This window comes from Pseudomonas sp. BTN1, from assembly GCF_001907715.1.
Classification (GTDB): domain Bacteria; phylum Pseudomonadota; class Gammaproteobacteria; order Pseudomonadales; family Pseudomonadaceae; genus Aquipseudomonas; species Aquipseudomonas paracarnis.
Window position 1 is genome coordinate 96,569 of sequence record NZ_MPBM01000024.1, and the last position, 22,860, is coordinate 119,428.

A 22,860-nucleotide genomic window follows, 5' to 3' on the forward strand; every position below is an offset into this window, starting at 1 on the left:
GCGTTACCGTTGCTCGTTCCCACGCTCTGCGTGGGAATGCATCTTGCGACGCTCTGCGTCGCTATTGCGGGACGCGGAGCGTCCCAGGCGGCGTTCCCACGCAGAGCGTGGGAACGATCAGATCAGGCGACAGAGATCACTTGAAGCGCCGCTCCACACCCTTCTCCACCAGAATCTTCGCCGAAATCTCTTCCACCGAAAAATGCGTGGAATTGATGTGCGCAATATTTTCGCGACGGAACAGATTTTCTACTTCCCGCACTTCAAATTCGCACTGGGCATAGCTGGAGTAGCGGCTGTTGGGCTTGCGTTCGTTGCGGATGGCGGTCAGCCGGTCCGGGTCGATGGTCAGGCCGAACAGTTTGTGTGAGTGCGCGCGCAAGGCGGCGGGCAGGGTCAGGTGTTCCATGTCATCTTCGGTCAGCGGATAGTTGGCCGCACGAATACCGAATTGCATGGCCATGTACAGGCAGGTGGGGGTCTTGCCGCAACGCGACACGCCCACCAGGATCAGGTCGGCCTTGTCGTAGTAGTGGGTGCGGGCGCCGTCGTCGTTGTCGAGGGCGAAGTTCACCGCCTCGATGCGCTCCATATAGTTGGAGTTATGCCCGATGGAATGGGACTTTCCGACGGAATAGGAGGAGTGTTCACTCAGCTCCTGTTCCAACGGCGCCAGGAAGGTAGAGAAAATGTCGATCATGAAACCATTCGACGTTGCGAGAATCTCACGAATGTCTTGATTGACGATGGTGTCGAAAATGATCGGGCGAAAACCGTCTTTTTCAGCCGCCAGATTGATTTGTTGTACCATGGCCCGCGCTTTATCCACGCTGTCTATATAAGGCCGGGTGAATTTGGCGAAGGTAATGTTTTCGAACTGCGCGAGCAGGCTCTGGCCCAATGTTTCGGCTGTGATGCCGGTGCCGTCGGAAATAAAGAAAGCAGATCGTTTCATTTGAGCCCTGGGCCTTAAGCTGATGGCGAATCTTGGATATGATAGGCGCGATTTTGCCGTCCCGCAGTGGGCCGCATTCTCACTTATTTTCCAGGTCCAGGCCACAAGCGCTGGCGTTAGCTCCTACTGAGCAACCCGCGTCCTGAGCTTTTCCAACACAGAAAGTGGAGAGATCACCTTGGTAGAGTACGTAGTTTCCCTCGATAAGCTCGGCGTCCATGATGTAGAGCATGTGGGGGGCAAGAACGCATCCCTCGGCGAGATGATCAGTAATCTTGCAGGCGCTGGTGTCTCGGTGCCCGGTGGTTTCGCCACCACGGCCCAGGCTTACCGCGACTTCCTAGAGCTGAGCGGCCTCAACGCCCAGATCCACGCCGCGCTGGACGCCCTGGACGTCGATGACGTCAACGCCCTGGCCAAGACCGGCGCCCAGATCCGCCAGTGGATCATGGAAGCCGAGTTCCCCGAGAAGCTCAACGAAGAAATTCGCACCGCCTTCGCCACCCTGTCGGCCGGTAACCCGGACATGGCCGTCGCCGTGCGTTCCTCGGCCACCGCCGAAGACTTGCCGGACGCCTCCTTTGCCGGCCAGCAGGAAACCTTCCTCAACATTCGCGGCGTCGAAAACGTGATCCGCGCGGCCAAGGAAGTGTTTGCCTCCCTCTTTAACGACCGTGCGATCTCCTACCGCGTACACCAGGGTTTCGACCACAAGCTGGTGGCCCTGTCTGCCGGCGTGCAGCGCATGGTGCGTTCGGAAACCGGCACTGCCGGTGTGATGTTCACCCTGGATACCGAATCCGGTTTCCGTGACGTGGTGTTTATCACCGGCGCCTACGGCCTGGGCGAAACCGTCGTACAAGGCGCGGTCAACCCGGACGAATTCTACGTACACAAGGGCACCCTCGAAGCGGGCCGCCCGGCCATCCTGCGCCGTAACTTGGGCAGCAAGGCCATCAAGATGATCTACGGCGACGAGGCCAAGGCCGGTCGCTCGGTCAAAACCGTTGAAGTCGACAAGGCCGAGCGTGCGCGTTTCTGCCTGACCGACGCTGAAGTCAGCGAGTTGGCCAAACAAGCGATGATCATCGAAAAGCACTACAAGTGCCCGATGGACATCGAGTGGGCCAAGGACGGTGACGACGGCAAGCTGTACATCGTGCAGGCTCGCCCGGAAACCGTGAAGAGCCGCACTTCGGCCAACGTCATGGAGCGCTACCTGCTCAAGGAAACCGGCACCGTGCTGGTAGAAGGCCGTGCCATTGGCCAGCGCATTGGCGCAGGCAAGGTGCGGATCATCAAGGACGTGTCCGAGATGGACAAGGTCCAGCCGGGTGACGTGCTGGTTTCCGACATGACCGACCCGGATTGGGAACCGGTGATGAAGCGCGCCAGTGCCATTGTCACCAACCGTGGCGGGCGTACCTGTCACGCGGCGATCATTGCCCGTGAGCTGGGGATTCCGGCAGTCGTGGGTTGCGGCAACGCCACCCAACTGCTCAAGGATGGCCAGGGTGTGACCGTGTCCTGCGCCGAAGGCGATACCGGCTTTATCTTCGAAGGTGAGCTGGGCTTCGATATCAAGCAAAACTCCATCGACGCCATGCCCGACCTGCCGTTCAAGATCATGATGAACGTCGGCAACCCGGACCGTGCCTTTGATTTCGCCCAGTTGCCGAACGCCGGCGTGGGCCTGGCCCGCCTGGAATTCATCATCAACCGCATGATCGGCGTGCACCCCAAGGCACTCCTGAACTATGACGGCCTGCCGCTGGACATCAAGGAAAGCGTCGACAAGCGCATCGCCGGCTACAACGACCCGGTAGGTTTCTACGTCGAGAAACTGGTCGAAGGCATCAGCACCCTGGCTGCGGCGTTCTACCCGAAAAAGGTCATCGTGCGCCTGTCGGACTTCAAGTCCAATGAATACGCGAACCTGATCGGCGGCAAGCTCTACGAGCCGGAAGAAGAAAACCCGATGCTGGGTTTCCGCGGCGCCTCGCGTTACATCAGCGAAGCCTTCCGTGACTGCTTCGAGCTTGAATGCCGTGCGCTCAAGCGCGTGCGCAACGAGATGGGCCTGACCAACGTCGAGATCATGGTGCCCTTCGTGCGCACCCTGGGCGAAGCGAGCCAGGTCGTGGACCTGCTGGCAGAAAACGGCCTGACCCGTGGCGAGAACGGCCTGCGCGTGATCATGATGTGCGAATTGCCGTCCAACGCCATCCTGGCTGAAGAGTTCCTGGAGTTCTTCGACGGTTTCTCCATCGGCTCCAACGACCTGACGCAGTTGACCCTGGGCCTGGACCGCGACTCGGGGATCATCGCCCACCTGTTCGACGAGCGTAACCCAGCGGTCAAGAAGCTGCTGGCCAACGCCATCCAGGCCTGTAACAAGGCTGGCAAGTACATCGGTATCTGCGGCCAAGGCCCTTCGGACCACCCGGACCTGGCTAAATGGCTGATGGAGCAGGGGATCGAGAGCGTCTCGCTGAACCCCGATTCCGTGCTGGAAACCTGGTTCTTCCTGGCTGAAGGCCAAGCGTCCGCCTAAGATCGCGTGGTCAAAAGTGCCGGTCACTCGTTGCGGGTGACCGGCATTCTTATCTGTACAGGGCGGGAATCCTTGCGGACGCCGCCCTTTTTTGTGCAAGAGCATTATGCAAAGCAGCAGCCATCTGTTTCCTGTCGCCCTGATCAGCGCTGAACGTCGGGGCGACCTGAGTGAAGACGTCTACCGACTCAAACCCGGTAACAGCCCGGACGGCACCGTCGAGCTGGCGGTTACCCGTTTGGGCCTGGCCGATGTCCCGGAAAACCGGGGCACGCCGATTATTTTGTTGCATGGCAGTTTTTCCAATCGACGTTTCTGGTATTCGCCAAAAGGAATTGGCCTGGGGGCTTACCTCGCACGTCGCGGATTTGATGTGTGGATCCCGGAAATGCGCGGCCATGGTTTGTCCAAGCGCAATCACGACTACGCCAGTAACCGCGTCGCCGATTATGCGCGCTACGATTTGCCGGCCGTGGGGGCGTTTGTGTGTGAGCAAAGCGGGCAGATTCCGCACTGGATCGGGCATTCCCTCGGTGCCACCACCCTGGCTGCGGCCTTGGGTGGGCAGCACTTGGATGCATCAGCGGTGGCGTCGGTGGCGTTGTTCGGCTGCCAGGTCAGTCGCACCCACTGGCCGTTGAAAATTCCACCGGTGGAGTGGGGCGCTCGCTTTTTCCTCAAGCGCCTTGCCCATCTGTCGGGCCCGCGCTTCAAGCGTGGGCCCGAGGACGAGCCGGCCGGCGTGATGATCGAAGCGATGCGTTGGAACGGCCTGTTCGGCCGGTTTGGCGATGCCGAGCATGACTGGTGGAAAGGCTTGGCGCAGGTCGATGTGCCGCTGTTGGCGGTGAGCGCAGCGGGCGACCGGCAAGACCCGGACTGGGCCTGCCGCAAGCTCTTCGAGCAAGTGGGCAGCGAGCATCGCCAGTACCTGTGCCTGGGACGTCAGCAAGGTTTCAGCGAGGATTTCGGCCATGTGCAGATGCTGGTCAGTAAAGCGGCCCAGGCCCAAGTGTGGCCTTTGGTCGAGCGCTGGTTGAACGACCCGCTGACACCCTTATTCGGTACGCAATCCGAAGTGTCCGCAGCGGTTTGACGAAACGCTCTACCAAGGGCGTTTCACTCTTGAATGGTTGCGGCTAAGATATGACGCGCCACGCGGTTCTGGTCATATTCAGTCGCGCAACGTGTATTGCGTTACGCTGAACCGGGTTTGATCATGGCCGCCGCCAACGCCCAGGCATTTAAAGAATGCCTGTCGCGGGGCGTTTTCTTGATGTACACCGTGGATGTTCGACCTCTTCTTTGATGACAGGAGTTTCTCGATGAACCATTACGTGACCCCCGACCTGTGTGACGCCTACCCGGAGCTGGTGCAGGTAGTGGAGCCGATGTTCAGCAACTTCGGTGGCCGAGACTCCTTTGGTGGCGAGATTGTCACCCTCAAATGCTTCGAGGATAACTCCCTGGTCAAGGCGCAGGCTGACCTGCCGGGCGTTGGCAAAGTGCTGGTGGTCGACGGTGGTGGTTCCCTGCGCTGCGCGTTGCTGGGTGACATGATTGCCGAGAAAGCCGCGAAAAATGGTTGGGAAGGGCTGGTGATCTACGGGTGTATCCGTGACGTCGACGTCATCGCCCAGACCGACCTGGGTGTACAGGCCCTGGCCTCTCATCCGAAAAAAACCGACAAGCGCGGCCTTGGCGACCTGAACGTCCCGGTGACATTCGCAGGCGTGACGTTCCGCCCCGGTGAGTACATTTATGCCGATAACAACGGGGTGATCGTGTCACCCAGCCCGCTGAAAATGCCTGAATAAACTGCCGCAACCGATCGGGGTGAGGATGTTCGAAGAAGAAAACGCGCAATGGGGGCTGGTGCATGCCCTGGTGCTGGACGGTAAAGGCGGTGCGCGTTCGATTGCCCGGACTGAGCTCGACGATTTGCAGTTGCAGCCCCAGGAAAGCCTGTGGCTGCACTGGGATCGCAGCCATCCTCAAACCCAGACCTGGCTGCGCAAATCCAGCGGCCTGAGCGAGTTTGCCTGTGACCTGCTGCTGGAGGAAAACACCCGTCCACGGCTGTTGCCGCTGCCGGACGCCGAATTGCTGCTGTTTCTGCGCGGAATCAATCTCAACCCAGGCGCGGAGCCGGAAGACATGGTGTCGGTGCGCATTTTCGCCGCCGCCAACCGAGTGATTTCCCTGCGTTTGCGCCCCTTGCGCGCTACCGATGAGTTGCTGGTGCAACTGGCAGACGGCAAAGGCCCCAAGACGGCGTCTGAACTCATCCTTTATATGGCTCAGTACCTGACCAACAAAGTGCAGGATCTGGTCGCCGGCTTGTCTGAAATCGTCGATTCCGAGGAAGAAAAACTCGATGCCGACGAACGGTATACTCCGGAGCACGGCAGCGTTCTGCAGATCCGTCGAAGAGCCGCCGGACTCAAGCGCTTCCTGGCCCCCCAGCGGGATATTTTCGCCCAGCTGACACGAATCAAATTGGCGTGGTTCTGCGACGACGATGCCGACTATTGGAACGAACTGCACAACAGCCTGACCCGTTACCTGGAAGAGCTGGAATTGGCCAGAGAGCGCGTGGGGCTTGTGCTGGAGGCTGAAGACCGGCGCTTGAGCCTGCGCATGAACCACACCATGTACCGCTTCGGGATCATCACCGGGATCTTCTTGCCGATGAGTTTTCTTACCGGTTTGCTCGGTATCAATGTGGGCGGCATTCCATTCTCTGCCAGCCCTTATGGATTCATGATCGCGTGCCTGTTGATGGTGTCTGTGGCACTGGGGCAATGGTGGTTATTTCGACGATTGCGCTGGGTTTGACCTGAATATGACCTGAACGTAAGAAAGGGCCGATGTGACCCGATGAATTTTACCCTCGTCTTTTAAATCACTTGCGAGAGGTCTCTATGCACGATCCGTTCGAACAGTCTTTGCGTGACATGCTCAATGCTTCGCCATCCAACCGTGATGACGATGCCTGCCTGGGCCGCGTACTGAAAACCGCCAACCGTCAGGTAGGGGCGGGTGACCTGTTCGGTCTGCTCGGGCGTTGGTTGCCGGCGTTGATGATGGCCCTGAACAACGGTTCGGCCCATGTGTCACCGGTTTCCCGTCGTAAACCTCTTGCTAGCACTGCTGATAAGGCTGATTGAATATGGAACTTGATCTCTGGACCCAGAGCCTGGTCACCGCGATGACCGCATTGTGGACCAAGGTGGCGAATTTCATTCCCAACCTGTTTGGTGCCCTGGTCCTGGTATTGCTGGGTTTTGTCGTGGCCAAGCTGCTCGATACCCTGCTGTCCAAATTGCTCGCCAAACTGGGGCTCGATCGCCTGATGGCTGGCACTGGCCTGACCAAATTGCTCGGCCGCGCGGGGTTGCAAGTACCGATTTCGACTCTGATCGGCAAGATCGTCTATTGGTTCGTTCTACTTATTTTTCTGGTTTCTGCAGCGCAGTCCCTTGGACTTGAGCGAGTTTCAGCTACGCTCGACATGCTGGCACTGTATTTGCCGAAAGTTTTCGGCGGCGCGCTGGTGCTGCTGGTGGGGGTTCTACTCGCGCAACTGGCCAACGGGCTGGTGCGCGGGGCCGCCGAAGGCGTGGGGTTGGACTACGCAGCGGGCCTGGGACGAATTGCCCAGGGGCTGGTGATCATCATCAGTATTTCCGTCGCGATCAGCCAGCTGGAGGTCAAAACTGACCTGCTCAACCACGTGATTGTGATTGTTTTGATTACCGTTGGTCTGGCAGTTGCGCTGGCCATGGGGTTGGGAAGCCGGGAAATTGCCGGTCAGATTCTTGCGGGAATCTATGTGCGTGAGCTGTATCAAGTTGGGCAACAGGTGCGTGTGGGCGAGGTCGAAGGGCAAATCGAGGAGATCGGCACAGTCAAGACGACCGTGCTGACCGATGACGGGGAACTGGTGTCGCTGTCCAACCGGATTCTCCTGGAGCAGCAGGTCAGTAGCCGCTAATCCGGCAAATCCTGCTAATGTACGCCGCCGCAAACCCGGGTGACCGGGTTGCAGCGGACATTGACCTGACTGTCGGCACGACTTGTTTTGAATAAAGCCCAAACGCTGTCCACGCGCTATGACCCCCGTGAGCTCTCTGATGAGGAGTTGGTCGCGCGCTCGCACACGGAGCTGTTTCACGTAACACGCGCGTACGAAGAATTGATGCGCAGGTATCAACGCACTCTGTTCAACGTTTGTTCAAGGTATTTGGGGAACGATAGAGACGCGGATGATGTCTGTCAGGAAGTGATGCTCAAGGTGCTATACGGCCTGAAGAACTTCGAGGGCAAATCGAAGTTCAAGACCTGGCTGTACAGCATCACGTACAACGAGTGCATCACGCAGTATCGGAAGGAACGGCGAAAGCGTCGCTTGATGGATGCTTTGAGTCTGGACCCCCTTGAGGAGGCGTCTGAAGAGAAGGCGCCGGCACCCGAGGAAAAGGGCGGACTTGATCGCTGGTTGGTGCATGTGAACCCGATTGACCGCGAAATTCTGGTGCTTCGATTTGTCGCAGAGCTGGAATTTCAGGAAATCGCTGACATCATGCATATGGGTTTGAGTGCTACAAAAATGCGGTACAAGCGTGCTCTTGATAAATTACGTGAGAAATTTGCGGGCGAGACTGAAACTTAGTGCGTAGCAAATATCTCTTACGTGTAGGCAAGTTCTGTTAGACTTGTCGCCGAGTTGTCCCCCGGTTTGTGGGACTGCTTTACAATCACCAGATGGGGATTTAACGGATGAAACTGAAAAACACCTTGGGCTTGGCCATTGGTTCTCTTATTGCCGCTACTTCTTTCGGCGTTCTGGCACAAGGCCAAGGCGCAGTTGAAGGCGAGCTGTTCTACAAGAAGCAGTACAACGATAGCGTTAAGCACATCGAAGACGGCTTCAACCCAGGCGCTCGCATTGGTTACTTCCTGACCGACGATCTGTCGTTGAATCTGTCGTACGACAAGACCAACCACACCCGTTCGAACGACGGCACTGGCAACCAGAAGATCAAAGGTGACACTGGCAGCCTCGTTGCTCAGTACCACTTCGGTCAGGCTGGCGTTGATAGCCTGCGTCCATACGTTGAAGGCGGTTTCGGCCACCAGAGCCGTACCAACGTTCAGGCTGACGGCCACAGCGGTCGCGACCAGACCACTTTCGCTACCATCGGTACCGGCGTGAAGTACTACTTCACCAACAACCTGTACGCTCGTGCTGGTGTTGAAGCTGACTACGGTCTGGACAACGGCAAGTGGGACTACTCCGCACTGGTTGGCCTGGGCGTGAACTTCGGCGGTAACGCTGGCGCAGCTGCTCCAGCTCCTACCCCAGCACCAGCTCCAGAGCCAGTTCCAGAGCCAGAAGCTCCGGTTGCTCAGGTTGTTCGTGTTGAGCTGGACGTTAAGTTCGACTTCGACAAGGCCGTTGTTAAGCCTAACAGCTACGGCGACGTTAAAAACCTGGCCGACTTCATGGCTCAGTACCCAGCTACCAACGTAGAAGTTGCTGGTCACACTGACTCCGTAGGTCCAGACGCTTACAACCAGAAGCTGTCCCAGCGTCGTGCTGACGCTGTTAAGCAAGTCCTGGTTAAAGACGGCGTTGCTCCTAGCCGTGTAACTGCTGTTGGTTACGGCGAATCCCGCCCAGTTGCTGACAACGCAACTGAAGCTGGTCGCGCTGTTAACCGTCGCGTAGAAGCGTCGGTTGAAGCTACCGCTCAGTAATTACTGAGTAGTAAAGAAAAGCCCGGCTCAGGCCGGGCTTTTTTTCGCCTGCGATTTGCCTCAGGCGCTTGCCGCAGCGGCGATGCTAGCCATCTGTGCGGCGCCGGCAACCTGGCCAATCACCAGGATGGCCGGGCTCTTCAGCGCAAAGGTTTTTGCCGCTTCATGCATGGCCGCCAGGGAGCTGCGGCATTCGCGTTGCTGGGGCAATGAAGCGTTTTCGATCATTGCCACCGGCATATCCGCAGCCATGCCGCCGTTGAGCAGCTGTTCGCGGATTTCTTCCAGCTTCGCCACACCCATATACACCACCAGCGTGGTTCCACCCTCCGCCAGCGCACGCCAGTTCAAGCTACTGTCATCCTGGGTATGCGCGGTGACCAAGGTCACTCCACGGCTCACCCCGCGCAAGGTCAACGGGATATCGCACTGGGTTGCTCCGGCCAGCCCTGAGGTGATGCCATTGACCAATTCCACCTCGACACCACGCTCGCGCAGCCAGGTTGCCTCCTCGCCACCGCGGCCAAAAATACACGGGTCACCGCCTTTAAGGCGTACTACGCACTTGCCCTGGCGTGCATAACGCAACATCAGGCGGTGAATGAAATCCTGCGGGGTAGAACGACATCCCCCGCGCTTGCCGACGGTAATCACCCGAGCGCTGGTGCAGTGTTCCAGTACTGCCGGGTTGACCAGATCATCAATCAGCACGACGTCCGCTGCCTGCAGGGCCCGGACCGCTTTCAGGGTCAGCAACTCCGGGTCACCCGGACCTGCGCCTACCAGCCACACTTTTGCGCTCATGTTGTTCCCCTTACACACTGATGGCGATTGGCTGCGGGTTGCTGGCCAAAAGACGTTTGATTTCCGGCACGCAGGAGCCGCATTGGGTGCCGCAGCCCAAGGCCTGTTTGAGGCCATCCAGGTCCAGGCCGCTGCCGATACCGGCACACACGGCGTTTTCGCTGACGTTCTTGCAGTTGCACACAATCTTGTTGCTGGCCGTGGTACCGCCCGGTGGCGCGCTCAAGGGCGCCAGCAACCAGCGCCGCAGTTGCTCGTCGGCCCGGCCTTCCAGCCACAGGCTTTGCAGCCAGTGACGGGCCAGGGTTTCGCCGGCCAGGCGCAGGGCGGTGATGCGGCCTTTCTCGATCTTCACGCGCTTGCCGATTGAGCGGCGCGGGTCGTCATAGGCCATTACCGGGCCGTCGTTGAGGCCCAGCAGGTGGTCGATACGGGTCAAGAGTTGCAGGTCGGGCGCCTCGGTATGCGCGGCGCGCACCAGCAGCGCGGGGCGTTCACGGCCAGCCAGGCTCAGGCTGACGTAGGCAAAGGTTTCACACAGTGGGCGCAAGGCTTCGAAGTGTTGCTGTACATCGCCTTCGATCAGCGCAAACAGCTGCCACGGCAGTTGCACGGCTTCCAGGCGCACGCCGCTGTGCTTGAGCTCCGGCTGCTTGGACAAAGGGTCGAACGCCGGTTGAGTGAGGGTATTGACGCCGCCCTTGAGAAAGCGGTCGCCCCAGTGCATGGGCAGGAACGCTTGGCCGGGACGCACGCTGTCATCGCTGCCGACGGCGACGATCACGCTGCCGCGACGGCTTTTCAGGCTGACCAGGTCACCCTCTTTGAAGCGGTGGCGGCGTAGCTCATCCGGATGCAGGCTCAACAATGCTTCACTGACGTGCCCGAACAACTGCGCTGCCGTGCCGGTGCGGCTCATGCCGTGCCATTGATCACGCAGGCGACCGGTGATCAGGGTCAGGGGAAATCGCGCATCGCGCTGTTCCTTGGCGGCGCGATAAGGCTCGGCGACAAACTGCGCCCGCCCAGTGTCAGTGGGGAAAATGCCGTCGGTGTACAAGCGCGACGTACCCGCTTGCGCACCCTCGGGAAACGGCCATTGCTGCGGGCCGAGCTGGTCGAGCAGGGCGTGGCTGATGCCGGACATATCCAGGTCACGGCCTTGAGTCAGTGGCTTGAATTCATCAAACAGCTGCGCCGCGTGCTCAAAGGCGAACAGGCTCGGCAACCCCGGCCGTAGACGGCGGTCCAGGCGTTGTGCGAAATCCACGGTGATCGCCCAATCCGCGCGTGCTTCACCCGGTGGGTTGATGGCGCGGCGCACGTGGGAAATACGTCGCTCGGAGTTGGTCACCGTGCCGTCTTTTTCACCCCAACTGGCGGCGGGCAGTAGCAGGTCGGCATAGGCGGCGGTTTCGGTGGTACGAAAGGCTTCCTGCAACACCACGAACGGGCACGCTGCCAAAGCGGCGCGCACCGCGTTCTGGTCGGGCAGCGATTGGGCCGGGTTGGTACAGGCGATCCACAACGCCTTGATCTTCCCCGCCTGCACCTGTTCAAACAGTTCGATGGCGGTAAGGCCGGTGGTCGCGGGCAGTTGTTCCACGCCCCAATAGGCCGCCACTTCAGCGCGGTGTTCAGGGTTGGCCGCTTCGCGGTGGCCCGGCAGCAAATTGGACAGGCTGCCGGTTTCGCGCCCACCCATGGCGTTCGGTTGGCCGGTCAGGGAAAACGGCCCGCAGCCCGGCCGGCCAATGGTCCCCGTGGCTAAATGCAGGTTGATCAGTGCACTGTTTTTGGCGCTGCCGGCGGTGGATTGGTTAAGCCCCATGCACCACAGCGACAGAAAGCTGCTGGAGGTGCCCACCCACTGCGCGCACAGGCGCAACTGTTCGACGCTGATGCCGCATAGCTGCGTGACCATCTGCGGCGTGTAGTCATGCACCAGGCGCTTGAGTTCGGCCAAGCCGTCGGTGTGGGCCTGGATAAACGCGCGGTCGACCCAGTCTTCCCACAGCAACAGATGCAAAATGCCGTGGAACAACGCTACATCCGTGCCCGGCAAGATCGCTAGGTGCAGGTCGGCCAAGTCGCAGGTGTCGGTACGCCGAGGGTCAATCACCAGCACTTTCATCTGCGGGCGTTGCGCCTTGGCTTGCTCCAGGCGCCGGAACAATACCGGATGGGCGTAGGCCATATTGCTGCCGACGATCATCACGCAGTCGCTGTTTTCCAGGTCTTCATAGCTGCACGGCGGCGCATCGGCGCCCAGGCTGCGCTTGTAGCCGACCACTGCCGAAGACATGCACAGCCGGGAGTTACTGTCGATATTATTAGTGCCCACCAACGCCCGCGCCAACTTGTTGAAGCTGTAGTAGTCCTCGGTCAACAGTTGCCCGGAGATATAGAACGCCACGCTGTCGGGCCCGTGTTCGGCAATCGTCTCGGCAAACACGTTGGCCGCGTGTTCCAGGGCGGTGTCCCAGTCGGTGCGAGTGCGTGCCAGTGCTTTGCCCAAGCGTAATTGCGGGTACAGGGCGCGGGCGCTCACGTCGCCGGTCAAGTGCAGGCTGGCACCTTTGCTGCACAACTTGCCGAAGTTGGCCGGATGGCTGGGGTCGCCTTGCACCCCCAGGATCTGTTCGCCGTCATGCTCGATCAGCACGCCGCAGCCCACCCCGCAATAACAGCAGGTGGACGCGGTGGTCTGGCGGTTCATCAACCCGCGTCCCGCAGGGCCAGCATCACCCGGCCGTTTTCGACCCGGGCCTGATGATGGTGGGCGCAGCCGATATCCGGGGCCTGGGCTTGGCCAGTCGCCAGGTCAATCTGCCAGTTGTGCAGCGGGCAGGCCACGCGCTTGCCGTAGATCAAGCCTTGGGACAGCGGCCCGCCCTTGTGCGGGCAGCGGTCGTCGAGGGCAAAGACTTCATCGTCACTGGTGCGAAAAATCGCGATGTCACCTTTGGGCCCGCTGATGATGCGCGAGCCCAGGGCGTTGATTTCATCGAGGGCGCAGATATCCAGCCAGTTCATAGCGAGACCTCCAGTTGTTTGACGGGGATCACGTCGAATTCCTTTTTCAGCAGCGGCTGCTCCAGGCGTTCCTTCCACGGGTCCTGCTCGAATGACAACGAGAACTGCAAACGCTCATTGAGGGCTTGGCGGCGCGCCGGGTCTTCCAATACGGCCTTCTTGATATGCTCCATGCCCACTCGCTGCAGGTAGTGCACGGTGCGCTCCAGGTAGAAGGCTTCTTCGCGGTACAACTGCAGGAACGCGCCGTTGTATTCACGCACTTCCTCGGCGGTTTTCACCTTGACGAAGAACTCCGCGACTTCGCTCTTGATCCCGCCGTTGCCGCCGATGTACATCTCCCAGCCCGAGTCGACACCGATAATGCCTACGTCCTTGATGCCCGCTTCCGAGCAATTGCGTGGGCAACCGGACACCGCCAACTTGACCTTGTGGGGCGACCACATGTTGAACAGGTCATGCTCCAGCTCGATGCCCAGTTGTGTGGAGTTCTGCGTACCAAACCGGCAGAACTCGCTGCCCACACAGGTTTTGACGGTACGGATGGATTTGCCATAGGCATGCCCGGACGGCATATCCAGGTCCTTCCATACCCCAGGCAAGTCCTGCTTCTTGATACCGAGCAAGTCGATACGCTGGCCGCCGGTGACCTTGACCATCGGCACGTTGTACTTGTCGGCCACATCGGCGATGCGGCGCAGCTCCGAAGGGTTGGTCACGCCGCCCCACATCCGTGGCACCACAGAATAGGTGCCGTCTTTTTGAATATTGGCGTGGGCCCGTTCGTTGATCAGCCGCGATTGCGGGTCGTCCTTGGCTTCGCCGGGCCAGGTGGAGATCAGGTAATAGTTGAGCGCCGGGCGGCAGGTGGCGCAGCCATTGGGGGTGCGCCAGTTCAGGTAACGCATGGTGCTGTCGATGGTCAGCAGGTGCTGCTCGCGGATGGCCTGGCGGATCTGCCCGTGGTTGAGGTCGCTGCAGCCACAGATGGCTTTTTCACTTTTGGGTTTGACGTCGGCGGCGCCGCCCACGGTGTTGATCAGGATCTGCTCGACCAGCCCGGCACAGGAGCCGCAGGAACTGGCGGCCTTGGTGTGTTTTTTCACCTCATCGACACTGAACAGCCCTTGTTCCTGGATCGCCTTGACGATGGTGCCCTTGCACACGCCGTTGCAGCCGCAGACTTCGGCGCTGTCGGCCATGTTCATGGCTTTGTCCTGGCCTTGGTGGCCGACATCGCCGAGTGCATTTTCACCGAACATCAGATGATCGCGGATTTCACCGATGGCGTGGTTCTCACGGATCTGGCGGAAATACCAGCCGCCATCGGCGGTATCGCCGTACAGGCAGGCGCCGACCAGGATGTCGTCCTTGATCACCAGCTTCTTGTACACGCCGCCAATCGGGTCGGAGAGCGTGATGGTTTCGGTGCCTTCGCCGCCCATGAAGTCGCCGGCGGAGAACAGGTCGATGCCGGTGACTTTCAGCTTGGTGGAGGTCACCGAGCCCTTGTAAGTGGCAAAGCCCAATTGGGCCAGGTGGTTGGCGCAGACCTTGGCCTGTTCGAACAAGGGTGCCACCAGGCCATAGGCGATGCCGCGATGGCTGGCGCATTCACCGATCGCATAGATACGCGGGTCGTAGGTTTGCATCGTGTCGTTGACCAGGATCCCACGGTTGCAAGGGATGCCGGACTTTTCCGCGAGTTCGGTATTGGGGCGGATGCCGGCAGCCATCACCACCAGGTCGGCCGGGATGATGTCGCCATTTTTGAACTGCACCGAGCCGACGCGGCCATTGCCGGCATCGTGCAGGGCCTGGGTCTGCTCGCACAGGCGAAACACCAGGCCGCGACTTTCCAGTTCGGTTTGCAGTAGCTGGCCGCTGGTCTTGTCCAGTTGCCGCTCCAGCAGCCATTCACCGATGTGCACCACCGTCACGTGCATGCCGCGCAGCATCAAGCCGTTGGCCGCTTCCAGGCCGAGCAGGCCGCCGCCGATCACCACCGCATGCTTGTGGGTTTTGGCGGTGTCGATCATCGCCTGTGTATCGGCAATGTCACGGTAGCCAATCACACCCTGCAACGTGTTGCCGGGAATCGGCAGGATAAACGGCGTGGACCCGGTGGCGATCAGCAGGCGGTCATATTCGGCCTCGGTGCCGTCTTCGGCGATGACTTTGCGCTTGACCCGGTCGATCTGCACCACTTTGCGGTTGAGCAGCAGTTTGACGTTATTGTTCAGGTACCAATCCAGGTCGTTGAGCACGATCTCTTCGAAGGTTTGCTCACCGGCCAGTACCGGCGACAGCAGGATGCGGTTGTAGTTGGTGTGAGGCTCGGCGCCGAACACGGTGATGTCGTACAGCTCGTTGCTCAGCTTGAGCAGTTCTTCCAGGGTGCGAACCCCGGCCATACCGTTGCCGATCATCACCAGTTTGAGTTTTTTCATGTCGTTCTCCGCAATGGCTCGACAAATCGTGCGCAAACAAAAAAGGCATCCCCGCTAGTCAGCTAGCGAGGACGCCTTTGTCCTGGTCCCGTTCTCTCGGGAAGCTCGGCCCTTCGTCGTTGAAGGAGCGGCTATATGTGGGGTGTTGGCAAAGCTAATGCAGCAGCTGTGCCAAGTCCCTATAGCCCCAGTTTTACTGGGCGTTTACACAGAGAGTCGGCGGATTCTGCCCGTTAGTGGTGCATCAACCAGTACAACAGCACCAGATTGAGCAAAAGCGAGGCCATCGCCAGGGTCTGCCAGACTTTCAAGGGGTCGCGTTCGAGCAAAGGCCGTGGGCGTAGGCTCAATTCGCGGCGGTCGGCCTGCTCCAGCACCAACAGCCATTCTTCGGCGGTTTCATAGCGTTGGCCCGGGACAGCGAACAGCGCTCGTTCCAGACTGTGTGGCAACCACTCCGGCAAGTCGGGGCGATAACGGCTGGCGCTGACGGGCTGGGAAAACCTGGGCCGTTGGAAGGCCTCGATTTCACCGTACGGGTAATGCCCAGTCAGCAGGTAATACAAGGTCACGCCGACGCTATATAAGTCCTGTTGTGCCGTAGGCTGCTCGCCAGCGAACGCCTCGGGCGCGATGAAACTCGGGGTGCCGGGTAGCAGGTGCGCACGGTCCTCGGAGAGCCCGGGGCAATAGGCCAGGCCGAAGTCCAGCACTCGCAGTTCGCCATCTTCTCCCAGCAGCAGGTTTTCTGGCTTGATGTCGCGGTGCAGGATCTGCCGGCGATGCAGCAGGCCCACGGCGCGCAGCAAGCGTTCGGCAATCGACTGCCATTGTGCCAATGGCAGCGGGCCCTGTTGTTGGAACAGTTGGGCCAGGGTTTGCCCGGCGTATTCGCGCATCACGTAGTACAAATGCTGACGGCCACTGGCGGCATGCACTTCGGGAAAGGCCCGGCCGGCGACCCGGCGCAGAAACCATTCCTCCGATAACAAGGCCTGGGCGGCGTCGGTATCGTCGCAACGCAACGGCAAGGTCTTGAGCAGCCAGGGGTGCCCCTGGGCGTCGTGCACGCGGTACAGCAACGACTGCCGACTCTGCGCCAGCACGCTTTGCACCTGCCAGCCTTCAAAGATTTGTCCGACTTTCAGCGGTGGCGGCAGTGGCCATTGCTGCAACTGCACCAGGGCGTCGCCGAGGGTGGCCGCGCCGAGTTGATCGATGCGCACCAGCAAGGCGCTGGCATTGTCTTGGCTACCCGCCAGGTGGGCGGCGCTGACCAGGGTGTTGACGGCCAGGTCGAGGTCGCTTTGCTCGCGCAGGATCGCACCGATGCTGTGATCGCCCAGCGTGGCCCACACCCCGTCGCTGAGCAGCAGGAAACACTCGCCCTCGCGCAATGGACCATCGAGGAAGTCCAGCACCAGGTGCTGATCCAGGCCGAGGGCGCGCTTGAGTACATGCTGCATGCCCGGCTGTTCCCACACATGGTCTTCGCTGATGCGTTGCAACTCGCCGTCAAGCCAACGATACGCCCGGCAATCACCGACATGGGCCAGGGTGAAGCGTTGGCCGCGAAACACCAGGGCGCTGAGGGTGGTGAGCAACGGTTGGCCGCCGCCGTTGGCTTGCAACCAGCGATTCTGCGCGATCAACAGACGTTCGAGCGACTGGGCCACGCCCCAGGTCTGCGGCGTGGCGTAGTAGTCCACGGCCAGCGCCTGCAAGGTCGAGCGTGCGGCCAGGCCACCGTCGGCGCACTGGCTGACGCCGTCGGCCAGTGCGCACAGGTAGCCTTTGCTCGCGGCCAGTTCCGCCATGGGCGTGACCACCCGCAGCGCATCCTGGTTCTCGCTGCGCGGGCCGATGGCACTGGCCTGGGCGACGCTCAGTTGTAAGCTCATCAGACGCGTGCGGCGGTCACGGCGGCCGAACCCCAGGTGGTTCTCCAGCGCCGTTTCACCCCATGCAGGCCGAACCAGGCCAACACACCGAGGCTGGCGAACAACCACAGGGCCAGTTGATAGCTGCCAGTACTCTGCTTGATGGCGCCCATGCCTGCCGCGAGGGCGAAGCCGCCGATGCCGCCGGCCATGCCGATCAGGCCGGTCATGACGCCGATCTCACTGCGAAAACGCTGCGGCACCAGTTGGAATACCGCCCCATTGCCAGCGCCCAGACCGAGCATGGTGCAGACGAAAAGCGCCAGCGCGGCGTAGGAACTGGGCAAGTTGAACCCCACTGCCGCAATGCAGATCACCGCCACGCTGTACATGCCGAGCAGGGTCTTGATCCCGCCGAACCGGTCTGCCAGGGCGCCACCCAATGGGCGCATCAGGCTGCCACCGAACACACAGGCGGCGGTGTAATAGCCGGCGGTCACCGGGCTCAGGCCGTACTGGTCGTTGAAGTAGCCGGGCAGGGCGCTGGCCAGGCCGATAAACCCGCCGAAGGTCACGCTGTAGAAGAACATGAACCACCAACTGTCGCGGTCGCCCAAGGCCTTGAAGTAGTCGGCCATGGCTTTGGCTTTCGGCCGTTCAGGCGCATTGCGCGCAAGCCAGGCGAATACGATCAGGGTCAGCACCAGTGGGATCAGCGCAAAGCCGAATACATTGCTCCAACCAAAGGCGGCCGCCAGCACGGGCGCCAGCAACGCCGCAAACACGGTGCCGGAGTTACCGGCGCCGGCGATGCCCATGGCCTTGCCCTGGTGCTCCGCCGGATACCACTGTGATGCCAAGGGCAGGGCGACGGCGAAGGACGCACCGGCCATGCCCAGGAACATGCCCAGCAGCAGCGCTTGTTCGTAGCTGTGGATCCCCAGTTTCCAGGCGCAGAACAGCGCCACGATCACAATCACCTGGCCAATCAGCCCGGCGGTCTTGGGCGACAGCTTGTCGGCCAGCATTCCCATCAAAAAGCGCAGCACCGCGCCCGCCAGGATCGGGGTGGCCACCACCAGGCCGCGCTGTTGGGTGGTCAGGTGCAAGTCAGCGGCAATCTGCACCGCCAGGGGGCCCAGCAGGTACCAGACCATGAAGCTCAGGTCGAAATACAGGAACGCGGCAAACAGGGTCGGGGTGTGCCCGGATTTCCAGAAGCTTGATTTCATCACGCACCTCAACGGTTAGGGGTCTAGAAACGAAAAAACGCCGCCACCGGGTTCGCAAGGGCAAACCGGGTGGGCGACGTCTTTGTCGTGAGGGGGCAACCGCCGTTGGCTACCTGTGATAATTCTTTAGCAAGAGCTGAGCCAGATCAGCCGAGCAACTCGCTCATGGCAATAATCTGCTCCGCCACCTGGATCAGTTTCTGTTGACGGCTCATGGCCTGGCGGCGCATCAGGGTGTAGGCCTCTTCCTCGTTGCAGCTCTTCATCTTCATCAGCAGGCCCTTGGCCAACTCGATGCGCTTGCGTTCGGCCAGTTGCTGGTCGCGGGCATGAAGCTGGGCGCGCAGGGCCTGGTCACTCTCGAAGCGGGCCATGGCCACATCGAGGATCGGTTGCAGGCGCTGGGCCTGGATGCCTTCGACGATATAGGCACTGACGCCGGACTTGATGGCCTGGCGCATCACATTCGGGTCGTGCTCGTCGGTGAACATCACGATCGGCCGGGGCTGATCGCGGCTGACCAGCACCACTTGCTCCATCACATCGCGCCCGGGTGACTCGGTATCGATCAGGATCACATCAGGACGCACTGTTTCGACGCGTGCGGGCAGGTCGATGGTCAAGCCGGACTCATCGATCACCTCGAAGCCGGCCTCGGTCAATGCGGCTTTGAGGCGCCCGACTTTACGCGGGGTGTCGTTGATCAACAGGATTCGCAGCATCGTCGGGCTCCTGTCAGCGCAGCGCTTGACGGTTAGTGTCATCGGCCAGGGCATGCAGGTGGAAGCTGCGGGCGTAGCCAGCGGGATCGCTGCCGTCCCAGGTCTTGCCGTCGAGCAACTGGCTGCGGCGCATGTCCGAGTTGCCCGGGGTAATGCCCAGCGTCTCGGCCGCCTGGCGGTACAGCGCCAGTTGCTGCACCTGCCGGGCGACGCCCAGGTAGTCCGGGTCTTCACGTAGCAAGCCCCAGCGCCGAAACTGGGTCATGAACCACATGCCATCGCTGAGGTAGGGCAGGTTCACCTCGCCGTCGGCGAAAAAGCGCAGTGCATGGGGATCTTGCCACTGGTTGCCCAGGCCATCGTCATAGTCCCCCAGCAAGCGTGGTTCGATGCAAGCCACAGGCGCATCGAGGTATTCAGGGGCACTGAGCAACTGGGCGGTAGAGCGGCGGTTTTCACGGCTCTGCTCGATAAACCGGCTGGCCTCCAGGATCGCCATGACCAGCACGCGTGCGGTATTGGGGTAGGCGTCAACGAAGGCTTGGGTGCAGCCCAGGACTTTTTCCGGGTGGTCCGGCCAGATCGCCTGGCTGGTCGCCAGGGTAAAGCCCTGGTTCTGTTGCACTGCGCTGGCGCACCAAGGTTCACCCACGCAAAGGCCGTCGATGCGGCCGGCTTGCAGGTGCGCCACCATTTGTGGCGGCGGCACTACTACGCTGTTCACATCCTGCAAGGGATGAATGCCTTGGCTCGCCAGCCAGTAATACAACCACATGGCGTGGGTACCGGTGGGAAACGTCTGGGCGAAGGTGAGTTTTGTCCGGCTTTGGTGCACATGGCGCTTCAACGCCTCAGGAGTGATCGTCCCTTGCTGTTGCAGGCCATGGGACAGGTTGATGCCCTGGCCATTCTGGTTCAGCCCCATCAGCACTGCCATGGGGCTGGGGGCGACGCCGCCGATGCCCAGGTGTACGGCATAAATCAGCCCGTAGAGACTGTGGGCGGCGTCCAGTTCACCGCTGACCAGCTTGTCGCGCAGGTTGGCCCAGGACGCCTGGCGCTTGAGGTTGAGTGTGAGGCCGTAGGGTTGGGCGAAGCCCTGGGTGGCGGCGACCACCAGCGAGGCGCAATCGGTCAGGGCCATGAACCCCAGGTCCAGGCTGCTCTTTTCCGGGGCATCGCTGCCGTTTACCCAAGCCAGCGGATCGTTCATCAATACCTGCCTTTTTCTGAAAAAAAAGCGCCGTTTCCCTGGTTGGCGTATAGGCCATTGCAGGGGAACGACGCCTTTGTCCGTAGGCCCGTGCCGCCTTTGGTGCGAGCCTGATACAGAGTGCAAAGCAAGGCACATGCCATGGGTGGGGCGGTTGCAACAGGCCGTCAGCTTTCGATCATGATTGAACCTCGTGCGCCTCGCAGTATGGCCGCTTCTTCAGGCCAGACCGCCAGGCATACCCACGGTGCACGCTGATTACCTCGCAACCCTCAATTGCCGCTGGCTGTACAGCGCGCTGCTGTGCGCCGTGCTGGTACTGGGCAGTGCCACGGCCCGTGGCGAGGAGTTGCCGCTCTACGGCGCCGAAGACGAGAGAAGCTCGGCGGTGGTGCTGCGGCATATTTCCGTCAATAGGCTGCGCGGCATCATGCGGCGTGCGGGGCTGGATGAGCCGCGCTACCCCCTGCGTGAAAACGGCGCGCGTACGTTCTATGTAACCGGGCCTTCCCGTTATGTCGACCAGGTATTGCGCCTCGCTCAACTGATGGACCGCCCCCCACGCAAGGTGCCAGAGCATGCGTCGTTATTCGGCGTGGTGAAAGTGATCAACGTCCTCGTGGACGATCACCTGCAGGGCGCAGGTGCCAACAGGGTCCTTGTACCGGGCATGGCTTCAATGATCAAAGCTCGGTTATCCCAGGCGCAGAAGGACCAACTGGCCGATGGCCGCCTTGTGTTAATAGCTTATCCGGATACCAACAGTCTGTTGATCAAGGGTTCACCTGCCCAAGTGAAGGTTATCGAAAAACGGGTGGCCGAGTTGGATGTCGCCCAGCCGCTGGATGAAGCCTCGCCGGGGCCGGCGCAGGCTGTCGGTGGAGACGTGCAACTGGTCGGCGCACCTCAGTTGACCGCTGCGCAATATGAGTACGTGCGACGTGCGTTCCTGCGAGCGGACCCTGAGTCTTCCCCCTGAAAAAGGCGTTTGTCCATGCACCTGGAAATATTGCTGCAGGAGCAACTGATCAGCCGCAAGCGTTTGGCCGCATTCGCACCGGGGAAGGTGCTGCCCTTGGACCCAGGCGTCACCCGCTGTGTGGAGGTGCGGGTCAATGGGCAACTGATGGCAGTGGGAGAGTTGGTGCAGTTGGAGGATCGGCTAGGGGTTGAATTGCAGGAAACCTTTCAGGAGTGGCTGCCGCGATAAGGGTGCGAGCGAATTATCTGACCGGCTTCGGCCCAAAAAAGGCAAATGAATGGGTTTTTTCCTAACGCAGGTACGGGGCGCGGTTTTTATAGTCATGCCAATGGCAGATGAATTGGTTCACACAGTATGGATTTGAATGTCAGTAGTCGACTACAGAGGTGCGTATGGCCGTCGTAATGGATGAAACGACGACGTCCCTGGTCTTCGCTCGTTGGACCTTGCATGGCGATGGCCGGTTGACGGGTGTGGAGGCGGATATTCAGTTGGCTCCCAAGGAGGGGCATGTGCTGCGGTTGCTGCTGGCTTCCGGCGGCGCGCTGATGACCAAGGACCGCTTGCTGGAACTGGCCTGGCCTCGGGGGGAAGTGGCCGATGAGTCACTCACGCGGTGTATCTATTCCCTGCGCAAGCACTTGAGGGCCGACAAAGGCTTTATCAAGACGATTTATGGCAAGGGCTATCGCTTTACCTGCCCGGTGCGCACAGGTGATCAACCCAGGGCAGTGGCACACGTGTGCGCCGTCTGTGGTCAGGCCAGCAATGTCCAGAGTTAAGGCATGGGGCAAAGGCCTGGTGCTCGGGGTATTGATGGGCAGCAGCCAGGCCCGGGCCTTTTGCTGGGAACAGGCGGCCAGCCGCCACGACCTTGAGCCGGAGTTGCTGCAAGCTATCGCCTCGGTCGAATCGGGTTACCGGGCGCAAGCGATGAACTCCACCAACCGCAATGGCACGCGGGATATCGGCTTGATGCAAATCAACAGCATCCATTTGCCGCGCTTGCTCAAGCAGGGCATTACCGAAGAACGGCTGTTGAGCGAGCCCTGCCTGTCGGTAGAAGTAGGCGCCTCGATTCTTGCCGAGTTCATCCAGCGTTTTGGCTATAACTGGACGGCGGTGGGGGCTTACAACGTGGGGCCGGGGCCCGGGCCACAGCGTGAGGCATTACGCCTGCGCTACGCCGAAAGGATCTGGGTGCGTTATGAGGCGTTGACGGCGCAACGTCAATGAGATCAGGTGGCACGCCTCGCATGCAGGCCGCCA

Annotated in this window: 21 protein-coding genes; 12 read left to right on the plus strand and 9 right to left on the minus strand. The window is 60.5% G+C overall.

Annotation, left to right across the window (positions count from 1 at the left end):
• Positions 1 to 136: 136 nt before the first annotated feature.
• A complete protein-coding gene (locus BMH52_RS10955; RefSeq protein WP_003193298.1) occupies positions 137 to 955 on the minus strand; it encodes a pyruvate, water dikinase regulatory protein in 819 nt (272 codons plus the stop codon).
• A gap of 178 nt (positions 956 to 1,133) precedes the next feature.
• Here BMH52_RS10955 and ppsA point away from each other — a divergent pair, with 178 nt between their 5' ends.
• The 8 genes from ppsA (at position 1,134) to BMH52_RS10995 (ending at position 9,272) form a co-directional block, all read left to right on the plus strand.
• Entirely contained in the window at positions 1,134 to 3,509 is a 2,376-nt protein-coding gene (gene ppsA, locus BMH52_RS10960) for a phosphoenolpyruvate synthase (RefSeq protein WP_003193296.1), read from the plus strand.
• Between the two features lie 106 nt (positions 3,510 to 3,615).
• The gene (locus tag BMH52_RS10965; RefSeq protein ID WP_073843695.1) at positions 3,616 to 4,605 is read left to right on the plus strand and encodes an alpha/beta fold hydrolase; all 990 of its coding nucleotides are present in this window, start codon (positions 3,616 to 3,618) and stop codon (positions 4,603 to 4,605) included.
• 229 nt (positions 4,606 to 4,834) lie between these two features.
• A complete protein-coding gene (gene rraA, locus BMH52_RS10970; protein WP_019820544.1) occupies positions 4,835 to 5,326 on the plus strand; it encodes a ribonuclease E activity regulator RraA in 492 nt (163 codons plus the stop codon).
• Positions 5,327 to 5,351: 25 nt separating this feature from the next.
• A complete protein-coding gene (locus BMH52_RS10975) occupies positions 5,352 to 6,347 on the plus strand; it encodes a zinc transporter ZntB (RefSeq protein ID WP_073843698.1) in 996 nt (331 codons plus the stop codon).
• An 86-nt stretch (positions 6,348 to 6,433) separates the two neighbouring features.
• On the plus strand, positions 6,434 to 6,679 hold the full coding sequence (locus tag BMH52_RS10980) for a hypothetical protein (protein WP_014719486.1): 246 nt from the start codon (positions 6,434 to 6,436) through the stop codon (positions 6,677 to 6,679).
• A gap of 2 nt (positions 6,680 to 6,681) precedes the next feature.
• Positions 6,682 to 7,506, plus strand: a complete 825-nt coding sequence (locus tag BMH52_RS10985) for a mechanosensitive ion channel domain-containing protein (protein ID WP_003193288.1) — start codon at positions 6,682 to 6,684, stop codon at positions 7,504 to 7,506.
• Between the two features lie 87 nt (positions 7,507 to 7,593).
• Positions 7,594 to 8,184, plus strand: a complete 591-nt coding sequence (sigX, locus tag BMH52_RS10990; protein ID WP_003193286.1) for an RNA polymerase sigma factor SigX — start codon at positions 7,594 to 7,596, stop codon at positions 8,182 to 8,184.
• A 107-nt stretch (positions 8,185 to 8,291) separates the two neighbouring features.
• Positions 8,292 to 9,272: an OmpA family protein gene (locus tag BMH52_RS10995; RefSeq protein ID WP_019820540.1), complete on the plus strand. Its 981-nt coding sequence runs from the start codon at positions 8,292 to 8,294 to the stop codon at positions 9,270 to 9,272.
• A gap of 60 nt (positions 9,273 to 9,332) precedes the next feature.
• On the opposite strand, the gene cobA is transcribed toward BMH52_RS10995, so the two are convergent.
• The 8 genes from cobA to BMH52_RS11035 all read right to left on the minus strand — a co-directional run bounded on the left by cobA (position 9,333) and on the right by BMH52_RS11035 (position 20,609).
• Positions 9,333 to 10,076, minus strand: a complete 744-nt coding sequence (cobA, locus tag BMH52_RS11000; RefSeq protein ID WP_019820539.1) for a uroporphyrinogen-III C-methyltransferase — start codon at positions 10,074 to 10,076, stop codon at positions 9,333 to 9,335.
• 10 nt (positions 10,077 to 10,086) lie between these two features.
• Positions 10,087 to 12,795, minus strand: a complete 2,709-nt coding sequence (locus BMH52_RS11005) for a nitrate reductase (protein WP_073843700.1) — start codon at positions 12,793 to 12,795, stop codon at positions 10,087 to 10,089.
• Complete coding sequence (gene nirD, locus BMH52_RS11010) at positions 12,795 to 13,112, minus strand: nitrite reductase small subunit NirD (protein WP_014719483.1); 318 nt, start codon at positions 13,110 to 13,112, stop codon at positions 12,795 to 12,797. Before nirD ends, BMH52_RS11005 begins: the two co-directional genes overlap by 1 nt.
• A complete protein-coding gene (gene nirB, locus BMH52_RS11015; RefSeq protein WP_073843702.1) occupies positions 13,109 to 15,562 on the minus strand; it encodes a nitrite reductase large subunit NirB in 2,454 nt (817 codons plus the stop codon). Before nirB ends, nirD begins: the two co-directional genes overlap by 4 nt.
• 233 nt (positions 15,563 to 15,795) lie before the next feature.
• A complete protein-coding gene (locus BMH52_RS11020) occupies positions 15,796 to 17,463 on the minus strand; it encodes a bifunctional protein-serine/threonine kinase/phosphatase (RefSeq protein WP_073843705.1) in 1,668 nt (555 codons plus the stop codon).
• A complete protein-coding gene (locus BMH52_RS11025; RefSeq protein ID WP_014719480.1) occupies positions 17,463 to 18,674 on the minus strand; it encodes a NarK/NasA family nitrate transporter in 1,212 nt (403 codons plus the stop codon). The genes BMH52_RS11020 and BMH52_RS11025 overlap by 1 nt, the downstream gene beginning before the upstream one ends.
• Positions 18,675 to 18,820: 146 nt before the next feature.
• On the minus strand, positions 18,821 to 19,396 hold the full coding sequence (locus BMH52_RS11030; protein WP_003193274.1) for an ANTAR domain-containing response regulator: 576 nt from the start codon (positions 19,394 to 19,396) through the stop codon (positions 18,821 to 18,823).
• 13 nt (positions 19,397 to 19,409) lie between these two features.
• Positions 19,410 to 20,609: a CmpA/NrtA family ABC transporter substrate-binding protein gene (locus tag BMH52_RS11035; RefSeq protein ID WP_073843707.1), complete on the minus strand. Its 1,200-nt coding sequence runs from the start codon at positions 20,607 to 20,609 to the stop codon at positions 19,410 to 19,412.
• Positions 20,610 to 20,856: 247 nt separating this feature from the next.
• Between BMH52_RS11035 and BMH52_RS11040 the strand changes: the two genes are divergently transcribed.
• The 4 genes from BMH52_RS11040 to BMH52_RS11055 all read left to right on the plus strand — a co-directional run bounded on the left by BMH52_RS11040 (position 20,857) and on the right by BMH52_RS11055 (position 22,827).
• Positions 20,857 to 21,588 carry a secretin N-terminal domain-containing protein gene (locus tag BMH52_RS11040; RefSeq protein ID WP_072433655.1) on the plus strand — a complete coding sequence of 244 codons (732 nt, stop codon included), beginning with the start codon at positions 20,857 to 20,859 and terminating at the stop codon, positions 21,586 to 21,588.
• Positions 21,589 to 21,603: 15 nt separating this feature from the next.
• Positions 21,604 to 21,819, plus strand: coding sequence for a FliM/FliN family flagellar motor switch protein (locus BMH52_RS11045; RefSeq protein WP_003193267.1), 216 nt, complete (start codon positions 21,604 to 21,606; stop codon positions 21,817 to 21,819).
• Between the two features lie 164 nt (positions 21,820 to 21,983).
• Positions 21,984 to 22,373, plus strand: coding sequence for a winged helix-turn-helix domain-containing protein (locus BMH52_RS11050; protein ID WP_014719476.1), 390 nt, complete (start codon positions 21,984 to 21,986; stop codon positions 22,371 to 22,373).
• Positions 22,360 to 22,827: a transglycosylase SLT domain-containing protein gene (locus BMH52_RS11055; protein WP_073843709.1), complete on the plus strand. Its 468-nt coding sequence runs from the start codon at positions 22,360 to 22,362 to the stop codon at positions 22,825 to 22,827. The genes BMH52_RS11050 and BMH52_RS11055 overlap by 14 nt, the downstream gene beginning before the upstream one ends.
• Positions 22,828 to 22,860: the final 33 nt, after the last annotated feature.

Coding starts and splice junctions, on each gene's coding strand:
- BMH52_RS11055 (WP_073843709.1), top strand. CDS start 22,360: ATGTCCAGAGTTAAGGCATGGGGCAAAGGCCTGGTGCTCGGGGTATTG.
- BMH52_RS10975 (WP_073843698.1), top strand. CDS start 5,352: ATGTTCGAAGAAGAAAACGCGCAATGGGGGCTGGTGCATGCCCTGGTG.
- BMH52_RS11025 (WP_014719480.1), bottom strand. CDS start 18,674: ATGAAATCAAGCTTCTGGAAATCCGGGCACACCCCGACCCTGTTTGCC.
- BMH52_RS11005 (WP_073843700.1), bottom strand. CDS start 12,795: ATGAACCGCCAGACCACCGCGTCCACCTGCTGTTATTGCGGGGTGGGC.
- BMH52_RS10995 (WP_019820540.1), top strand. CDS start 8,292: ATGAAACTGAAAAACACCTTGGGCTTGGCCATTGGTTCTCTTATTGCC.
- nirB (WP_073843702.1), bottom strand. CDS start 15,562: ATGAAAAAACTCAAACTGGTGATGATCGGCAACGGTATGGCCGGGGTT.
- BMH52_RS11035 (WP_073843707.1), bottom strand. CDS start 20,609: ATGAACGATCCGCTGGCTTGGGTAAACGGCAGCGATGCCCCGGAAAAG.
- BMH52_RS10965 (WP_073843695.1), top strand. CDS start 3,616: ATGCAAAGCAGCAGCCATCTGTTTCCTGTCGCCCTGATCAGCGCTGAA.
- BMH52_RS10985 (WP_003193288.1), top strand. CDS start 6,682: ATGGAACTTGATCTCTGGACCCAGAGCCTGGTCACCGCGATGACCGCA.
- BMH52_RS11030 (WP_003193274.1), bottom strand. CDS start 19,396: ATGCTGCGAATCCTGTTGATCAACGACACCCCGCGTAAAGTCGGGCGC.
- BMH52_RS11050 (WP_014719476.1), top strand. CDS start 21,984: ATGGCCGTCGTAATGGATGAAACGACGACGTCCCTGGTCTTCGCTCGT.
- BMH52_RS10980 (WP_014719486.1), top strand. CDS start 6,434: ATGCACGATCCGTTCGAACAGTCTTTGCGTGACATGCTCAATGCTTCG.
- nirD (WP_014719483.1), bottom strand. CDS start 13,112: ATGAACTGGCTGGATATCTGCGCCCTCGATGAAATCAACGCCCTGGGC.
- BMH52_RS11020 (WP_073843705.1), bottom strand. CDS start 17,463: ATGAGCTTACAACTGAGCGTCGCCCAGGCCAGTGCCATCGGCCCGCGC.
- BMH52_RS11045 (WP_003193267.1), top strand. CDS start 21,604: ATGCACCTGGAAATATTGCTGCAGGAGCAACTGATCAGCCGCAAGCGT.
- rraA (WP_019820544.1), top strand. CDS start 4,835: ATGAACCATTACGTGACCCCCGACCTGTGTGACGCCTACCCGGAGCTG.
- cobA (WP_019820539.1), bottom strand. CDS start 10,076: ATGAGCGCAAAAGTGTGGCTGGTAGGCGCAGGTCCGGGTGACCCGGAG.
- BMH52_RS10955 (WP_003193298.1), bottom strand. CDS start 955: ATGAAACGATCTGCTTTCTTTATTTCCGACGGCACCGGCATCACAGCC.